At 64.1% G+C, this 13,634-nt stretch carries 13 protein-coding genes; 3 read left to right on the top strand and 10 right to left on the bottom strand.

All coding sequences use genetic code 11. From position 1 onward, the window contains the following. Window positions 1-149: 149 nt before the first annotated feature. Window positions 150-947: a septal ring lytic transglycosylase RlpA family protein gene (locus tag AUC43_RS04435; protein WP_068190372.1), complete on the bottom strand. Its 798-nt coding sequence runs from the start codon at window positions 945-947 to the stop codon at window positions 150-152. A 406-nt stretch (window positions 948-1,353) separates the two neighbouring features. Between AUC43_RS04435 and AUC43_RS04430 the strand changes: the two genes are divergently transcribed. Continuing rightward, window positions 1,354-2,274, top strand: coding sequence for a DUF72 domain-containing protein (locus AUC43_RS04430; protein WP_068190369.1), 921 nt, complete (start codon window positions 1,354-1,356; stop codon window positions 2,272-2,274). Window positions 2,275-2,450: 176 nt separating this feature from the next. Here the strand turns inward: AUC43_RS04430 and AUC43_RS04425 are convergent, their stop codons facing one another. From AUC43_RS04425 to AUC43_RS04410, 4 genes are all read right to left on the bottom strand, one after another. Continuing rightward, complete coding sequence (locus AUC43_RS04425) at window positions 2,451-3,041, bottom strand: arylesterase (protein WP_068190367.1); 591 nt, start codon at window positions 3,039-3,041, stop codon at window positions 2,451-2,453. Window positions 3,042-3,103: 62 nt separating this feature from the next. Continuing rightward, window positions 3,104-3,406, bottom strand: a complete 303-nt coding sequence (locus tag AUC43_RS04420; protein WP_068190366.1) for a DUF4286 family protein — start codon at window positions 3,404-3,406, stop codon at window positions 3,104-3,106. A gap of 98 nt (window positions 3,407-3,504) precedes the next feature. Then, window positions 3,505-3,951, bottom strand: coding sequence for a DUF6526 family protein (locus AUC43_RS04415; protein WP_068190363.1), 447 nt, complete (start codon window positions 3,949-3,951; stop codon window positions 3,505-3,507). A 105-nt stretch (window positions 3,952-4,056) separates the two neighbouring features. Beyond that, on the bottom strand, window positions 4,057-4,494 hold the full coding sequence (locus AUC43_RS04410; protein WP_068190361.1) for a hypothetical protein: 438 nt from the start codon (window positions 4,492-4,494) through the stop codon (window positions 4,057-4,059). Window positions 4,495-4,632: 138 nt separating this feature from the next. On the opposite strand from AUC43_RS04410, the gene AUC43_RS04405 reads away from it, so the two are divergent. Further along, complete coding sequence (locus AUC43_RS04405; protein WP_068190358.1) at window positions 4,633-5,094, top strand: GNAT family N-acetyltransferase; 462 nt, start codon at window positions 4,633-4,635, stop codon at window positions 5,092-5,094. Window positions 5,095-5,113: 19 nt separating this feature from the next. On the opposite strand, the gene AUC43_RS04400 is transcribed toward AUC43_RS04405, so the two are convergent. From AUC43_RS04400 to AUC43_RS04380, 5 genes are all read right to left on the bottom strand, one after another. Beyond that, window positions 5,114-6,352: an MFS transporter gene (locus tag AUC43_RS04400; RefSeq protein ID WP_068190356.1), complete on the bottom strand. Its 1,239-nt coding sequence runs from the start codon at window positions 6,350-6,352 to the stop codon at window positions 5,114-5,116. Between the two features lie 46 nt (window positions 6,353-6,398). After that, a complete protein-coding gene (locus tag AUC43_RS04395; protein ID WP_068190353.1) occupies window positions 6,399-7,370 on the bottom strand; it encodes a cation diffusion facilitator family transporter in 972 nt (323 codons plus the stop codon). Window positions 7,371-7,461: 91 nt separating this feature from the next. Further along, window positions 7,462-9,915: a TonB-dependent receptor gene (locus AUC43_RS04390; protein WP_068190352.1), complete on the bottom strand. Its 2,454-nt coding sequence runs from the start codon at window positions 9,913-9,915 to the stop codon at window positions 7,462-7,464. Window positions 9,916-10,021: 106 nt separating this feature from the next. Next, window positions 10,022-12,511, bottom strand: coding sequence for a TonB-dependent receptor (locus AUC43_RS04385; RefSeq protein WP_071885813.1), 2,490 nt, complete (start codon window positions 12,509-12,511; stop codon window positions 10,022-10,024). 100 nt (window positions 12,512-12,611) lie between these two features. Beyond that, window positions 12,612-12,959, bottom strand: coding sequence for a hypothetical protein (locus AUC43_RS04380; RefSeq protein WP_068190348.1), 348 nt, complete (start codon window positions 12,957-12,959; stop codon window positions 12,612-12,614). A 137-nt stretch (window positions 12,960-13,096) separates the two neighbouring features. Here AUC43_RS04380 and AUC43_RS04375 point away from each other — a divergent pair, with 137 nt between their 5' ends. Further along, entirely contained in the window at window positions 13,097-13,606 is a 510-nt protein-coding gene (locus AUC43_RS04375; protein WP_068190346.1) for a hypothetical protein, read from the top strand. The last annotated feature ends 28 nt before the right edge of the window (window positions 13,607-13,634 follow it).

Raw genomic sequence — 13,634 nt, 5'->3', positions numbered from 1 at the left:
GTGGTTTGTTGTCTGGCCTCCGCGCAAAAGCAAAGGCCAAATAACGACAACGCCGTCAATTGGCCTTTAAGGAACCCATGCTATCAAGCGAAAGGCTGCTTGCTTAAGACGCAGCCTAACAACAAACAACTAAAAACGAGCCACTACGCTCACCGCAGGGCCACCTCGCGCACGAGCCCGCCAATGCCCCAGACCATGAGCTGCTGGCGCACGGCTTCGGCCTCGGGGCGTTCGCCGAAGTTGCCCACGAGCACGCGGCTGCGCTGGCGGCCGTCGAGCAGGTACTGCGACACTTCCACTTTCACCTCCGGCAGCAGGGACTTGATGCGGGCCTGCACGCTCCGGGCATTGGCCACGTCGGTGAAGGAGCCGGCCTGGATGAGGAAGCCGGCGGGGCAGTTAACCGATTCGGTGGTGGTAATTACCGCGGTCTTGGTTACGGTAGAGGCCGCAATCAGGGCCGGTGTCTCGGTGTCGGTGGCGGTTGGCACCGAGTAGGTCGTGAAGGCCGCGTCGGGGTTGGGGTCGGCGGCGTAGAGCGCGGCCAAGTTGTCGGGGGTGCTGGCCGGGCCCAGGGGCGTATCGGCGGCTACTACTTCGGCTACTACCGTGGCGGCGCCACAGTCCGTGATGCCCAGGGGGCGGGCCGCAATTTCCGAAAGGTCCAGAATCCGCTCGTGGCGGAACGGGCCGCGGTCGCTCACGCGTACCACCACCGACTTGCCGTTTTTCACGTTCGTGACCCGCAGGCGGGTGCCGAAGGGCAGGGTTTTGTGCGCGCAGGTGTACTTAAACCGGTTGTACCGCTCGCCGCTGGTGGTCCGTTTGCCCTGAAAATAACTGCCGTACCAGGAAGCCCGGCCCCGCAGCACGGTAGTGGCGGCAGTGTTCGGGGCAGACGCTGATTTGGTGGTGCCAGTGGTGGCGTGCGCCGGAGCGCTCAGCAAAGTCAGCAGGAAGAAAAGAAAGCTGGAAAGGACAGGTAATCTCGAGGGATGGAATAAAATCATGCGTTTTGCAGATGGTGAGCAAAACAAACATAGGCCTACCGCCCGCCCAATGCTAAAAATCTACCGCCATCTGCTAACGCGCTTAGGCGAAAAATTGTCCTTTATCCAGAAAACTTGCATTTAATTAATTCAAGAAGCTTCTGAAAAAGTAGCCGTGAGGCGCCGCAAACTATATTTTGCGGTTTGGAGCCAAAGCCATTGCGCGGGCGCAAAAATTAGATTATATGGCCCGTATAAAATTCGGGCATCGGTCCCTCCGCTACCTCCGAAACCAGGTTGCAGAAGTCGGCCATTTTTCGTAAGCAAGGTAGAGCTCGCCCCGCCCGGGCGCTACCTTTGCCCCATGGATTTCGGCCGCCTGCCCGACCTGCGCTACGTTGATTTTCGGCTGCCGCCCGACCACCCCGAAACGGCCCGGGTGCTGGCCCGGGCCCGCGCGGCCCAGCCCACGCCGGCCGGCCTGCACGTGGGCTGCCCCATCTGGACCAACAAGGAGTGGCTGGGTACTTACTTCCCGGCCGGCATCAAAGAGCCCGACTACCTGCACTACTACGCGCAGCAGTTCAATAGCATTGAACTGAACACCACCCACTACCGCATCCCCGATGCGGCCACCGTGCGGCGATGGCGCGAGGCCGTGGGGCCGGGCTTCAAGTTTTGCCCCAAGCTGCCGCGCAGCATCAGCCACGAGCGGGAGCTGTTTCAGGCCGACGACCTGGTGGTGCCCATGGCGCGGGCCTTCGAAAGCCTGGAGGACAACTTGGGCTGGGCGTTTCTGCAGCTGCCGCCGCACTTCGGCCCCGAGCACCTGCCGCGCCTCGAGCGGTTCCTGCTCGATTTTCCGGAGGCCGTGCCGCTGGCCGTGGAGCTGCGCCACCCCCGCTGGTTTGCCGACCGCGGGCTGGCCGATGCCGTGTTTGCCACCTTCGAAGCCCTTAACAAGACACTGGTGATAACTGACGTGGCCGGCCGGCGCGACGTGCTGGCCATGCGCCTGACCACGCCCGTGGCCTTTATCCGCTTCAACGGCCACGGCCTGCACAGCACCGACTACCAGCGCGCCGACGCCTGGGCCGAGCGCTTGGCCGCCTGGGTAGCCCAGGGCGTGCACGACATCTACTTCTTTATCCACCAGAAAGACGTGCGGCACGCGCCTATACTAGCCACGTACTTCCTGGAAAAAATGCGCGCGCTCACCGGCATCGCCGTGCCCCCGCCGTTCGTCATTCCGCAGCCGGTGCAGGGAAATCTGTTCGACTTCTAGAGACAGTAGACGGTTTCTATAAGCGGCATAAGCGGTGCTTCAACTGAAACGGTCATGCTGAGCGCAGCCGAAGCATCTCTCCCGCGGAAGTAATCTATTTACTATTGCAGTAGAGATGCTTCGGCTGCGCTCAGCATGACCGTCCCAGTTAGTTCTTAATTAACGAAGCTAGAAGCTTACGAGCTGACCGGTTGCTGCAGCAGCGGGCCCAAGACCTGCCACACGTTCTCGGCCAGGATTTTCTGGCCCGCCGCGTTGGGGTGCACGCCGTCGGCGAGGTTCAGGTCGTGGCGGCCCAGCACGCCCTGCAGCAGAAACGGCACAAAGGGCAGGCTGTTTTTCTCGGCCAGGGTCCGGAACAGGGCTTTGAACTCGGTGGCGTAGTGGGCCAGGCGGTGGCCGCCCAGCGGGCCCAGGTCGAACGGGAATTCGAGCCCGGCCAGCACCAGCTGCGCCTCGGGGTAGTGCAGCTTCACGGCGTCGATGATGAACTGCAGGTTGTGGGTGGTTTCGCGCACCGGAATGCCCCGGATGCCGTCGTTGGCCCCCAGGGCCAGCACAAACACGTCGACCGGGTGCCGGGCCAGCACCGCCGCCAGGCGCTGGCGCCCGCCGGCGCTGGTATCGCCGCTCACGCCGTAGTTGTAGGCTCTATAAGGAAGCGGGTGCTCGTCGAGCCGCCGCTGAATAAGGGCAGGAAAGCTGGCGGCGGCCGGCAGGCCGTGGCCCGCCGTTAGGCTGTCGCCGAAGAAAATAATGTTTTTCATAGGGTGCTTTTTTAACAGCACCACGGCCGTTTTCGTGCCCTGCCCGGGGCGGCGGAGCCAGCTTATTCTACTACTTCCAGCACCGTGCGGAAGGAAACGTATTGACCCGCAAAATGAGCTTCCATGTCGGCGCGCAAGGCGGGAGCGCACAGGCGCTGGTATTCTTCCAGCTGCTCCACACTGAGGCAGTAGTACTGGGCGGCGTAGGTGATGCCGTCGTCTTCTTCGTTGAGCAGGCGGCAGAGCTGGCTTTTCAGGAAAAACCCGGTTTCCATCACCTCGGGCATGTGGGTGGTGCGCATGTAGTCCAGCCACTGGTCGGCTACGGCCGGCTCAATGCTGCTGGTCACGTTGTAAAGAATCATGGGAAGAGAAAATTAGGGGCGCGGAGCCGGTGGGGGGCCTGTGGTCGTCGGGTAGCGCGGGCCACATTAGCCCAACCATCCGCCGGCCACGAACGGTCTTAAACGCGCAAAGTATCAAACTGAAAATTGGTAATACGGGCCTGAATGTCTTTGGGCGAAAGCCGGGAAGCCGCCGCGGCCTGGGCCAGGGCGGGAAGCTCGGCGTCGCCGGCCAGGCGCAGGCTCAGAATCTGGGCCAGGCTGAGCTGTTGCTCGAGCGGGGCGAAGCGCTGGCCGCTGAGCTCAAAGTAGCGTTGGCGCACTTCGAGCCGGCACATCCGGTCCTGCAACTGCAGGGCGTAGTGCTGCCGCAGCATGATGAGCACCCCCAGGCCGATACTGGCCAGGGCTGCTACGCTAAACCAGAGGCGGGCAATCTGGTCGTCATCGCCGGCCACTTTCGTGTAGCGCAGGATGGTGTAGCCCGCCAGCAGCAGCGCCAGGGGCACCAGCACAAAATGGTGCCACGCATAGTACATGGGAGTGTTTTTGGTAGGAGTGGCCATGGGCTAGGTAAAGCGGGGGAGGCGAAAGGTAAAGCGAGTGGCTGGAACGCGGCAAAAAAAAGCCCCGGCCTGGGCCGGAGCTTTTTTAAGGTAAAGGCAGGGGAATTACTTGGCCTTTCCCATCTCTTTGGAGCGGCGCTTTTCGGTTTTGGCTTGCTCACGTGCGGCCCGCTCCTGGGCTTTAGCGGCTTTGGCGGCTTTGCGCTGGTCGTTGAGCTGGGCCTTCTGGGCCTTCTGCTGGTCGCGCTGCTCGCGGAGCTGCTTTTTCAGGTCTTTCTCGTTGTTGGCCTGCTCCTTGAGCCGGTTCCTGCTTTCGCGCACCGACTGGTCGGTGGCGTTGGATTGCTGCTTCTGCGTCTCGTAAGCGGCTTTGGCTTCGTCGGCGCGCTGCTTCTGCTGCTCGGGGGTGAGCGGCGCGGCAGTGGGGTCGGGGGTAGTCGTGGGGGTAGGAGTTGGCGCAGGGGTCGGCGTGGTTTGGGCCGAGGCGGCGGTGGCGGTGAACAAGGCGACCAAGAGGACGCCGCTGAGGATGAGGGTTTTCATAATGGGATTTAAAAATCAATCAACGAAGGATTACCTCCTCAAACGGGACCGGGGACTGGAAGTTGGCCGGGGGTACGTATCCGGCCGTAAGCAGGTCGTATTTTGCTCGCTCATCCGCTCCTTATTCTTCTGTACTGTATGGCCGAGGTTCGCATTCGCCCCGCCACGCTCGACGACCTGGAAATCCTGCTGCGCTTTGAGCAAGGGGTTGTCGAAGCCGAAAGACCGTTCGACCCCACGCTCCGCGAAGAACCTATCCACTATTATCAGCTGCCTGAGTTGATTGCCAGCCCCCAGGCGCTGGTACTGGTAGCCGAAGTGGAGCAACAGGTGGTGGGTTCCGGCTACGCCCGGATACTAGCGGCCAAGCCGTACCTAAAACACGAGCAATACGCCTACCTGGGCTTTATGTACGTGGCGCCGGCCTACCGCGGCCAGGGCATCAACGGTCTTATTCTGCAGCAGCTTACCCAGTGGGCCGCCGCCCAGGGGCTAACCGAAATGCGCCTCGAGGTATACGCCCACAACCAGCCCGCAGTGCGGGCCTACGAGAAGGCCGGCTTTGCGGCGCATATGCTCGAAATGCGACGGGCCATCTAATAAAGGGCCAGGGCTGGGGCTACTCCTCTACGTAGTCCAGGTCTTTGCCGTAGCTCTCGGGCAGGGTGCTCACGGCCCAGAAGGCCACCAGCAGCGACGCGCCGCCCAGCACCGCCGCGCCCGGAATGAAGCCCAGCGCCCCGCTCAAGTACTTAAAGGCCGGCACCAGCAACACTACCGAGCCGCGGGCAAAGTTGGGCGCCGTGGTGGCCACCGTGGCCCGCAGGTTGGTGCCGAACTGCTCGGCGGCCACCGTCACAAACAGCGCCCAGAAGCCCACCGATACGCCCAGCACAAAGCACACGGCGTAAAACATGGTGGGCGTAGCCCCCTTTATCCCAAATAGATATACCCACACCATGGCGAAGCAAAAACCCAGAAACACCTTCAGCGCCTTGTTGCGGCTGTGCCACAATTGGCTGAGCGCCCCGCTGATAAAGTCGCCGAACACCAACCCGAAGTAGCACCAGAACACCGCCAGCCCCGCCGTGACCTCGCCGGTGAGGCCCAGCACCCGCCCAAACTCCGGTGCCAGCGTGATGAGAATGCCGATAACAAACCACAGCGGCACCCCAATCAGGAGCACCCGCAGGTACTTGCCCAGGCGCTCGGGGTGGGTAAACAAGCTCAGGAAGTTGCCGCGCACCACCTCGGTCTGGGCCTGCACCTGCTGAAACATGCCCGACTCGAACACGCTCACGCGCAGCACCAGCAGCGCTAGGCCCAGCCCGCCGCCCACGAAGTAGGCGTTGCGCCAGCCCAGCTGCTCGCCCACCCAGTAGCCCAGCATGGCGCCGCTCACGCCCACGGTGGCCACTATCATGGTGCCGTAGCCGCGCTTTTCCTTAGGCAGGCTCTCGCTTACCAGCGTGATGCCCGCGCCCAGCTCGCCAGCCAGCCCCACGCCCGCAATAAGCCGCAGCCAGGCGTATTGGTCGATGCTCGTGACGAAGCCGTTGGCGATGTTGGCCAGGGAATAAAGCAGAATGGAGCCAAACAGCACCGACAGCCGCCCGCGCTTATCGCCCAGGATTCCCCACAAAATGCCCCCGAGCAGCATGCCGCCCATCTGCATGTTGATGAGGAACAGGCCTTGGTTGGTGACCTCGGTTTTGTCGATGATGCCCAGCTCGTTAAGGCTTTTGACCCGCACGATGCTGAACAATATTAGGTCGTAGATATCAACAAAATAGCCCAGCGCCGCCACAATGACAGCGGCCGTGAAGACGGTGGTTTTGGTGGATTGAGTGGCTTGCATGGCGAAATGTAGCACCAACTTTTGCCTCCACCGTTATGTACGCGCCTCAGTGGCTGGCCGTGGCCGCCGTGGCTTCGGCCGTAGCGCAGCCGCTGGCGCAGCCGCCGGGCGTGGGGCCGTCCTCCACCTGTACCGTGCTGTGGTGGATATGGAACTCGTTTTCCAGCCCCTTGGCCAAGCAGGCCAGCCAGGCGGCATCGGCGCCGCCGGGGCGCACGAGGTGGGCGGTGAGGGCGGTGTCGTGGTCGCCGCTGCTCAGGCTCCAGATGTGCAGGTCGTGCACGCTCAGCACGTTGGGCTGCTCGAGCAAGAAGCTGCGCACGGCTGCCAGGTCAATGCCTTCGGGCACGGCCTGCAGGCCCAGGCGCACGGTATCGCGCAGCAGGCCCCAGGAGCTCACCGCAATCAGGGCCAGGATGCCGAAGCTGATGATGGGGTCCAGCCAGGTCCAGCCGGTCCACATCACGAGGCCGCCGCCCAGCACCACGCCCACGCTCACCAGGGCATCGGTGAGCATGTGCAGGTAGGCGCCGCGCACGTTTACGTCACTCTTCTGCCCGTGCCGAAACAGCCAGGCCGTGAGGCCGTTGATGGCGATGCCCAGGCCCGCCAGCAGCATCACCGTCTGGCCGTTCACGGGGGCAGGGTGGCGCAGGTGGTCAATGGTTTCCCACAGAATAAAGCCCAGCGCCGCGTACAGCAGCGCCGCGTTCAGCAGCGCCGCCTGAATGGTGGCGCCCTTGTAGCCGTACGTGTAGCGGGTCGACGACTGGCGCCCGCCCAGCCAGGCCGCGCCCCAGGCCAGCGCCAGACTCAGCACGTCGCTCAGGTTGTGGCCGGCATCGGCGAGCAGCGCGGCCGAATGGGCCGCGAGCCCGCCAATGGTTTCGGCGATAACAAAGGCGAGGTTGAGGGCAATGCCGGTGGCAAAGGCCGCGCTGAAGGCCCCGCCGGGGGGCGGCGCGGCGTGAACGTGTCCGGCGTGGCCGTGCGAATGAGAAGCGTGGTCGTGGGCCATAACGAAAGGAAAAGCAATGCTCTAAACGTAAAGCCGCGCCGCCGGGTGCCGTAAATAGCTCAACGATTAGCTAAACCGTCGAACCCCGAAGTTACTTAAATGCCAACGGCACCACCAGCCGCAGGCTCACGTTGCGGCCCTGGTTGAACACGCCGCGCCGGCCGCTGGCGTAGTTGTAGTCGGCGTACTTGAGCCGGCTCAGGTGGCTTTGGTAGCCCACGTCGAAGAGGTTGTTGGCGGTGATGAACAGCGAGAACAAGGTTTTGCCCTGCGCGTTGGCCAGGTCGGTGCCCAGGCCGGCGTTGACGAGGGTGTAGCCGGGCGTGGCCGTTTCGGTGTCGAAGGCCGAGAAGAAGCGGTTTTGGGCAAAGGTGTGCTCGAGCTGCACCCGGGCGTAGGGGTTGGTAATGCGCTTGCCCTGGCGCCGGAAGTTGGCCCGCAGCTCCGACTGCAGCCGGTCGGCCGGGATGAAGGGGAGGTATTTCTGGTTTTCTGCCGGGACATTTAGCTGCTCGGCGCGCACCATGGAGAACGAGTTTTCGAAGTGCAGCCAGGGCAGTAGGTGCAAGTAGAGGGTGGCCTCGCCGCCGTAGAGGGCCGCGTTGCCCTGGGCATACTTGAAAATCCGGTCCTGGGCGGCGTTGGTCGAGTCGGCGGTGCCGGCGCGGTTGAGCAGGCGGCGGGCGAAAATGTAGTGGTCGATGTGGTTGAGGAAGGCATCGACGCCCACACTCAGCACCGGGCCGGCGTAGCTCAGGCCGGCGTCTACTTGCAGGCTGGTTTCAGCCTTCAGGGTGTTGTCGCCCAGTTCGTAGCGCGTGGTGCCCTCGTGCTGGCCGTTGGAGGCCAGCTCGGCAATGTTGGGCGCCCGGAAGCCGCGGGCCAGGTTAGCCTTGAGCACCAAGGCGTCGCTCAGGCGAAAGGCCGCGCCCAGGCTGCCGGCTACGTTGCGGTAGCTGCTGCTGAAGCCCACAAATTTCTGGTCGGTGCCGGGCCCGGCATGCGCCGGGCGGGGCTTGGCCTGGCGGTCGAGGTAGAGGGCATCGCCGCTGAGGTGGCGGCCGTCGAGGCGCAAGCCGCCGCTGAGGTCGAGCTTGCCCAGCGTTTTGCGGGTCACGGCGTAGAGGCCGCCATCGAGGAGGCGGTATTCCGGAATCAGAAATTCCTCGCCGGCGATGCTATTGTGCTGCTGCATGCCGCTCAGGCCGAGGGTGGTATTCCAGCCGTTGCGCTCGGGCAGGTAGTAGCGCACGGTATAGTCGAGGGTGCGCAGCAGGAAGTACAAGGCGGCCTCGCTCAGTTCAAACTCGCCGGGATTGCCGGCCTCGCTGTCCGCAAACTCGCGGCGCTGGTTGAGCTGCCAGCCCACGTTCACGGCCAGCCGGCCGCCGTTGCGCAGCACAAAGCTGTTGTCCAGGCCAATGCGATGGTGCTCAACCAGCTGGCTGGGGGCCAGGAGGTTGTCGTAGCCGCTCAGGTCGGCGGCGGTAGCGGGCGCACGCACTAGCGTGGCACCATCGCCCGACACGCGCTTGAGGAACTGGCCCGTGGCGGGGTCGCGCACGCCCTCCACAATGCCCAGCTGCTGGTTGAACGAGGTGAGGGTGAGGTGGGCATAGCCCCAGCGGCGGTTCAGGCCCACGTAGCCGTTCACGTTCACCTCGCGGTAGCCGGAGTTCTGCACGCGGCCGTCGTAGCGGTTTTCGTAGTTGCCGGCGGCCTTGCCGGTGGCGCGGGCCATCCAGTTGAGGCCGCTGGCGCGGTGGCCGCCGTAGGTGAGGCCCAGGCCCAGCAGGTTGTTGTTCGACTGGTAGTTGCTCATCACCGAGCCCACGGTATGGCCCACGCCCACGGGCTCGGGCGTGAGAAAGTTGACGACGCCGCCCAAGCCATCGGAGCCGTAGAGCAGGCTGCCGGGGCCTTTCACAATTTCGGCCCGGCCCACCGAGTATTCGTCGGTTTCCACGCCCTGCAGGTCGTCCCACTTCTGGCCTTCCTGCCGGGCGCCGTCGTTGAGCTGAATCACGCGGCTGCCCGTGAGCCCCCGAATCACGACCTTGCTGATGGCCGGGCCGGCCGTGAGCTGGCTCACGCCCGGCGTGCGGGCCAGGGCGTCCACGGCATTGGTGGCGGCCAGGGAGCGGAGGCCGGCGCGCTCTACCACCGTGGTGGGCAGCGGCGAGCGTCGCGCTTCCGTCGAGCCCGACACACCCGTGACCACCACCTGGCCCAGCTCGGTGGCGGCGGTGCTCAGCCCAATTTCCAGGGTCGTACCCTCGGCCGTGTTCACTTCTTGAGTAACCGTGCGGTAGCCCAGGCTGCGGATTTCGAGCAAGAACCGGCCCTTGGGCAGGTTGCTGAGCTGAAACGTGCCGTCAGGCGCTGTGGCCGTGGCCTGCTGCAAATCGGGCAGCACTACCGCCGCGCCGGGGATGCCCTGTTGGGAACTTTGGTCGAGCACCCGGCCCGTGAGCGGCGGCACGGCCTGGGCAGACGCGTGGGTGACGCTCCATAAAAAAATCAGCGTGAGAAAAAGTCGGGCCATTGAGGGGGCCTTGTGGTCAGCGAGCAAAGCCGGTTTAAAGATAAAGCAAGGCCCCACCAAACATAGTCGGTGGGGCCCTGCCAGCCGTTCGGAGCCCTCGCTCGTGCTACTTAAACGCCAGCGGCACCACCAGCCGCACGCTCACGTTGCGGCCCTGGTTGAACACGCCGCGCCGGCCGTTGGCGGAGTTGTAGTCGGCGTACTTGAGCCGGCTCAGGTGGCTCTGGTAGCCCACGTCGAAGAGGTTGTTGGCCGTGATGAACAGCGAAAACAGCGTTTTGCCCTGCGCATTGGCCAGGTCGGTGCCCAGGCCGGCGTTGACGAGGGTGTAGCCGGGCGTGGCCGTTTCGGTGTCGAAGGCCGAGAAGAAGCGGTTTTGGGCAAAGGTGTGCTCGAGCTGCACCCGGGCGTAGGGGTTGGTGAGGCGCTTGCCTTGGCGCCGGAAGTTGGCCCGCAGCTCCGACTGCAGCCGGTCGGCGGGGATAAAGGGGAGGTACCGCTCGCTCTCGGGTCGGTTGAGCTGCTCGGCCCGCACCATGGAAAAGGCGTTCTCAAAGTGCAGCCAGTCCAGCGGGTGGGGGTGGAAGTCGAGGCTGACCTCGCCGCCGTAGAGGCGGGCCCGGCCCTGCTCGTAGCGGAACACGCCGTCGCCGTTGTTGAGCGAGTCGGCCCCGGAGGCGGTGAGCAGCCGGCGCGTAAAAATGTAGTTGCTGATGCTGTTCTCAAACGCATCGACGCTGAAGCGCACGTGGTCGGTCACGTAGCTCAGGCCGGCGTCGACCTGCAGGCTGGTTTCGGCTTGCAGCCGGTCGTTGCCCACTTCGTAGCGGATGGTGCCCTCGTGCTTGCCATTCGAGCCCAGCTCGGCAATGTTGGGCGCCCGGAAGCCACGCGACAGGTTGCCCTTGGCCGTCAGCCGCTCGTTTACACTGTAGGCCGCGCCCAGGCTGCCGCTGTAGTTGCCGAAGGTGCTCACAAAGCCCGGAAACTTGGTTTCGGCGCCGGTGGTGCTGCCGGGCGTGGGCCGCTCGTTGGCATCCAGGTACAGCGCATCGGCCGTGATGCGGCGCACGTCGTAGCGCAGGCCCCCGCTGATGTCGAGCGCGCCGATGGTCTTTTTGGCCACGGCAAAGACCCCACCTTCGTTGGTGCGGTAGGCTGGAATGAGGAATTCCAGGCCCAGGTTGCGGTTTTGCTGGTGCAGGCCGCTGGTGCCCACGGTCAGGTGCCAGCCGTTTAGCTCGGGCAGGAAGTAGCGCAGGGTGTAGTCCAGGGTGCGCAGCTGGAAGTAAAGCGACGTCTCGTTTGGGTCGAACACGTTGCCGAATTCGCGCCGCAGGTTCTGCTGGTAGCTCACTTGCAGTGTGAGCCGGCCGCCTTTGTCGCCCATGATGATGTTGTTGTCGAGACCAACGCGCAGGTGGTTGACCTGCTGCCGGGGTACGGCCAGGCCGTAGCCGCGCAGGTCGGCGTCAGTCACGGGCACGGCGGTGGTGCTGTCGGCGCCGGCCCGGTCGTGGCCGGCGGGCACGTCCTTTGTAAAGCGGCCGTACGCGTCGCGCGCACCTGTGGTGAGCCCAAGGTTCTGGTTGAAGGAGCTGAAAGTGAGGTGCGAATAACCCCAGACTTTGTTGACGCCCACGTAGCCGTTGGCGTCGTTTTCGTTGAAGCCGGAGTTGTACACCCGGCCATCGTAGCGGTTGCGGTAGTCGCCGGCCAGCTTGTGGGTGCCACGCACCAGCCAGTTGAAGCCGTTCAGGTTGCCGGCGTTCTGGAAGGAGTAGCCCTGCTGGTGGTTGTTGGCTTGGTAGTTGGCCGTGGCCACGCCCGTGATGCGGCCTTCCCCCACCGGGTCGGGCGCCACGAAGTTGATGACGCCGGCCATGGCATCGGAGCCGTAGAGCAGCGAGCCCGGCCCTTTGATAATCTCGGCCCGCTCGATGCTGAACTCGTCAATCTCCACGCCGTGCTCATCGCCCCACTGCTGGCCTTCCTGCTTGGCGCCGTTGTTTAGGGTGATGACGCGGTTGTAGCCCAACCCGCGCACCACGGGCTTGCTGATGGCCGCGCCGGTGGTAATCTGGCTCACGCCGGGCGTGTGGGCAATGGCGTCGACGATGTTGCCGGCCGCCGTCTGGTTGAGCCGGGTGCGGTCCACCACGGACGTGGGCACCGGCGAGCGGCGCAGTTCCGTGGCCTGCGACACACCCGTCACCACCACCTGCCCGATTTCGGTGGCGGCCACCACCAGCTTCACTTCCAAGGGCTGGCCGCTGCCGGTGTCCACGGTCTGGGTCAATGTATTGTAGCCCAGCGAGCGAATCTGGACCGTGAAGCGGCCCCGGGGTAGGTTGTTAAAGCTGAAGCTGCCGTCGGGCCCGGTGGCCGTGCCCTGCTTGAGGTCTTCGAAAATGACGTTGGCGCCGGGCAGACCCTCGCCGGTGGCAGCGTCGACGACGCGGCCCGTAAACGGCGGAGCCGCAGTGCGCCCGCGCGCCGCGGCTGGCGCGGCCGGTGCCATTTGCTGGGCCGCCAGCAGCATCGGAGATACCGCCAATGCCACAAATAAGAGAAAGCGAGTGAAAGAAGGAAGCATAGGAAAAAGCCAGTCCCGCGCCAGCCGGCAGCTCGTGCCAGGGCACGGCCGCGGCCGCGGTAAGGGGATTATCAATTAGAAAGACTGTACGGTGCCGGTGCTAGGCGCGGCTAGGTGGCCCGCGCAGGGCCGACGACCGAAGCAGCCGCCCGGCTACCACGCGCACGGCCCCGGCCGCACCCACCGCGGCATAGCGGGGCGCTACCCGCGGCCGGGGAAGCGGCAGCGGCAGCGCGGGCTGGAAGGCGGCGTTATAAAACTGCTCCACCTCGCAATGCTGGTGCTTGGCCCCGAGCAACGCCTTGCCCTTGTGCTCGACAACCGCCGTTTGGGCCGGTTCTGCGGTGTGGGCGTGCGGGTGCAGCGCCAGAATCCACGCCTCGGGCAGCAGCGTCCGCGTGAGGCAGAGCAGCAGCAGCAGGGCGATATGGGAACGCAGGGCGTGCATAGTGTAAAGATGGGCGGAAGCCCGGAAGCTTGGGGGCGAAGCTATTGCATTTTTATCATTCGGCCTTGGCCGTGCGGATGAGCTTTTCCGTATCCGGCTAGTATATTTGTGTCATCCGGCTTAGCCCGGCTTTTTTTGTGATAGATAACACCATTCCCGACCTTTCTGTGCAGCACGACGAAGCCTTGAGCTTGTTGCGCGTAGAATGGGCCTCGGGCGAAGACATTCGCACGTTCCGCAAGAGCGCGGAGCAATTGCTGGAGCTGGCTCGCCGGCTGGAAGTGCGGCACATGTTGCTGGACATGAACAGCTTTCCCGATATCTCGGTGTACGACCAAGTGTGGCTGGGAATAAACTGGATGCCGGGGCTGGTGAAGCTGCCGCTCGAGCGCGTGGTACTGGCCATCAACCGCCGCCGGGTGCACAACCAATTGGCCATTGACTCGCTCATTGCCATGTCGCGCCCGTTTATCAAGTTCGACATCCAGTATTTCCTGACGGCGACGCCCGGCTTGCACTGGCTCTGCGACTTCTCGGACCGGCTCCCGGCCCTGCTCGCCGAATGGCGCGCCGTGTACGGCCCCGAACTGCCCGACACGTCCCATCTGCTGTCGGAGCCCGAAGCGTTGTACCTGCCCGGCTTGTAGAGCTGCGGCCCCGCCCGCTGTCAATCTG

This window comes from Hymenobacter sedentarius (genome assembly GCF_001507645.1).
In the GTDB taxonomy this organism is placed as follows: Bacteria; Bacteroidota; Bacteroidia; order Cytophagales; family Hymenobacteraceae; genus Hymenobacter; species Hymenobacter sedentarius.
The sequence above is the reverse complement of the archived record's forward strand: the minus strand, read 5'-3'. Positions and strand labels throughout refer to the sequence as shown.